At 73.1% G+C, this 1,480-nt stretch carries 1 protein-coding gene; it reads right to left on the minus strand.

Features of this window, described 5'->3' with window-relative positions; genetic code table 11:
• Positions 1-152: 152 nt before the first annotated feature.
• On the minus strand, positions 153-1,295 hold the full coding sequence (locus AB0C36_RS43110) for a hypothetical protein (RefSeq protein ID WP_358365282.1): 1,143 nt from the start codon (positions 1,293-1,295) through the stop codon (positions 153-155).
• Positions 1,296-1,480: the final 185 nt, after the last annotated feature.

Here is a 1,480-nt window from a genome sequence, read left to right on the forward strand (position 1 = left end):
GGGGGCCCGCGGGGGCCCCCCCCCCCCCCCACCGCCGCCCCCGCTCCCCCCCGCGTCCGGGGGCCGTCGCCCTGTCTCCCGCCTTGCCTTCCGGAACCCGGCCCGGTACGGCGTACGCCGCCCGTGTCAGATCACCGGCAGGTGCCCGCGGTTCACCACTTGACGGTGATCGGGGCGATCGCCACCTTGTCGAACTTGAAGGTCAGGTCGATCTCGGCGGCCGTGATCGAGTTGACCTTGGTGCTGGTGACCAGGATGTACGTGGTGAACTTGCCGTCCTTGCCGGCGAACGCCGCCGAGAAGTTGGCCACCGGGGTGGCGCCGTTGACGCCGATGATCGCGATCAGCGTGTTGGGGGTGAAGTTCTCCCCCGTCACCTTGACGAACGTCCACGGGCGGATGTTCGACTTGCTCAGCGTGATCGTCCGCTGCGGGACGGGAACTTCCTTCTTCTTCACGGCGATCGGCGCGGTGGCGCTCTTGGCGCCGTTCGTCACCTTGACCGTGTAGGAGCCGTCCGCGGTGCCCGCCGCGACGGTCGCCGTGCCGCCCAGACGGCCGTCGGCGCCGATCGCCAGGGTGTTGGCCGAGATGCCGGCCGGGTTGCAGTTCGCGCCGGCCGCGTCGCACAGTTCGGGCGTCGCGGTGCCGCCCGGCGTCCAGTTGACGCCCGACAGCGTCGTGGCGGCACCCGGCTCGACGGTGCCCGGGTCGGCGCTGAGCGTCGGCACCTCGGGCTGCGGCTCCTTGACCGTGACGGTCTCGGCGACGCCGCCGCCGGTCGTGATGTCGCACGGCGTGACCTGGGTCAGGTTGTACGCCGGGATGAACACCGTCGTCACCAGCTTCACCGGGGTGAAGGTGACGTCGCCGGCCGCGGTGGCCGGGATGGTCAGCGCGCCGGTGTAGGGCGGCGGCGTGATCGGCGCGTTCTGCGCGATGTCCATCGTCGTGGTCGGGCCGGTCACGGTGACCGTGCCCTCCGCGCCGCCGCCGAGCTTGAGCTCGATCGTCGGCGTGACCTGCACGCCGCTGAGGGCGAGCGGGCTGGTGGCCGGGCTCGGGCCCAGCTTGACGTTCGCGGTCACCGACGCGCCCGGGTCGGCCGGGTTCGGCGTCACCGAGAGGTCGATCGACTGGGCACCGATGAAGTGCTTGTCGAGCGCCTGGACGTAGCAGTCCACGGTCGGGTTGACGGTGCCCGCGGAAGAGGCCGGGGCCAGGGCGATCAGACCGGTCGCCGCGATCGCGCCGGCGCCCAGGCCGGCCGCGAGCCGCCTGCCGAGTGAGGTCATGGGGATGGAGCTCCCTTCTGAGGATGCCGTGCGAGCCGCCTTGGGCGGTGCGTACGGCGGTTCGGGCGACCAGCGGGCGTCGCAGGATGGGGACGGGGACGACCGGGGCGCCGTCGTGCCGAGAAGCCGGGGGTGGGGGGGGGGGGGCGCGCCCCCCCGCCCCGACGCGGTGTCCCGGCGGCCAC

This window comes from Streptodolium elevatio, from assembly GCF_040649515.1.
GTDB lineage: Bacteria > Actinomycetota > Actinomycetes > Streptomycetales > Streptomycetaceae > Yinghuangia > Yinghuangia elevatio.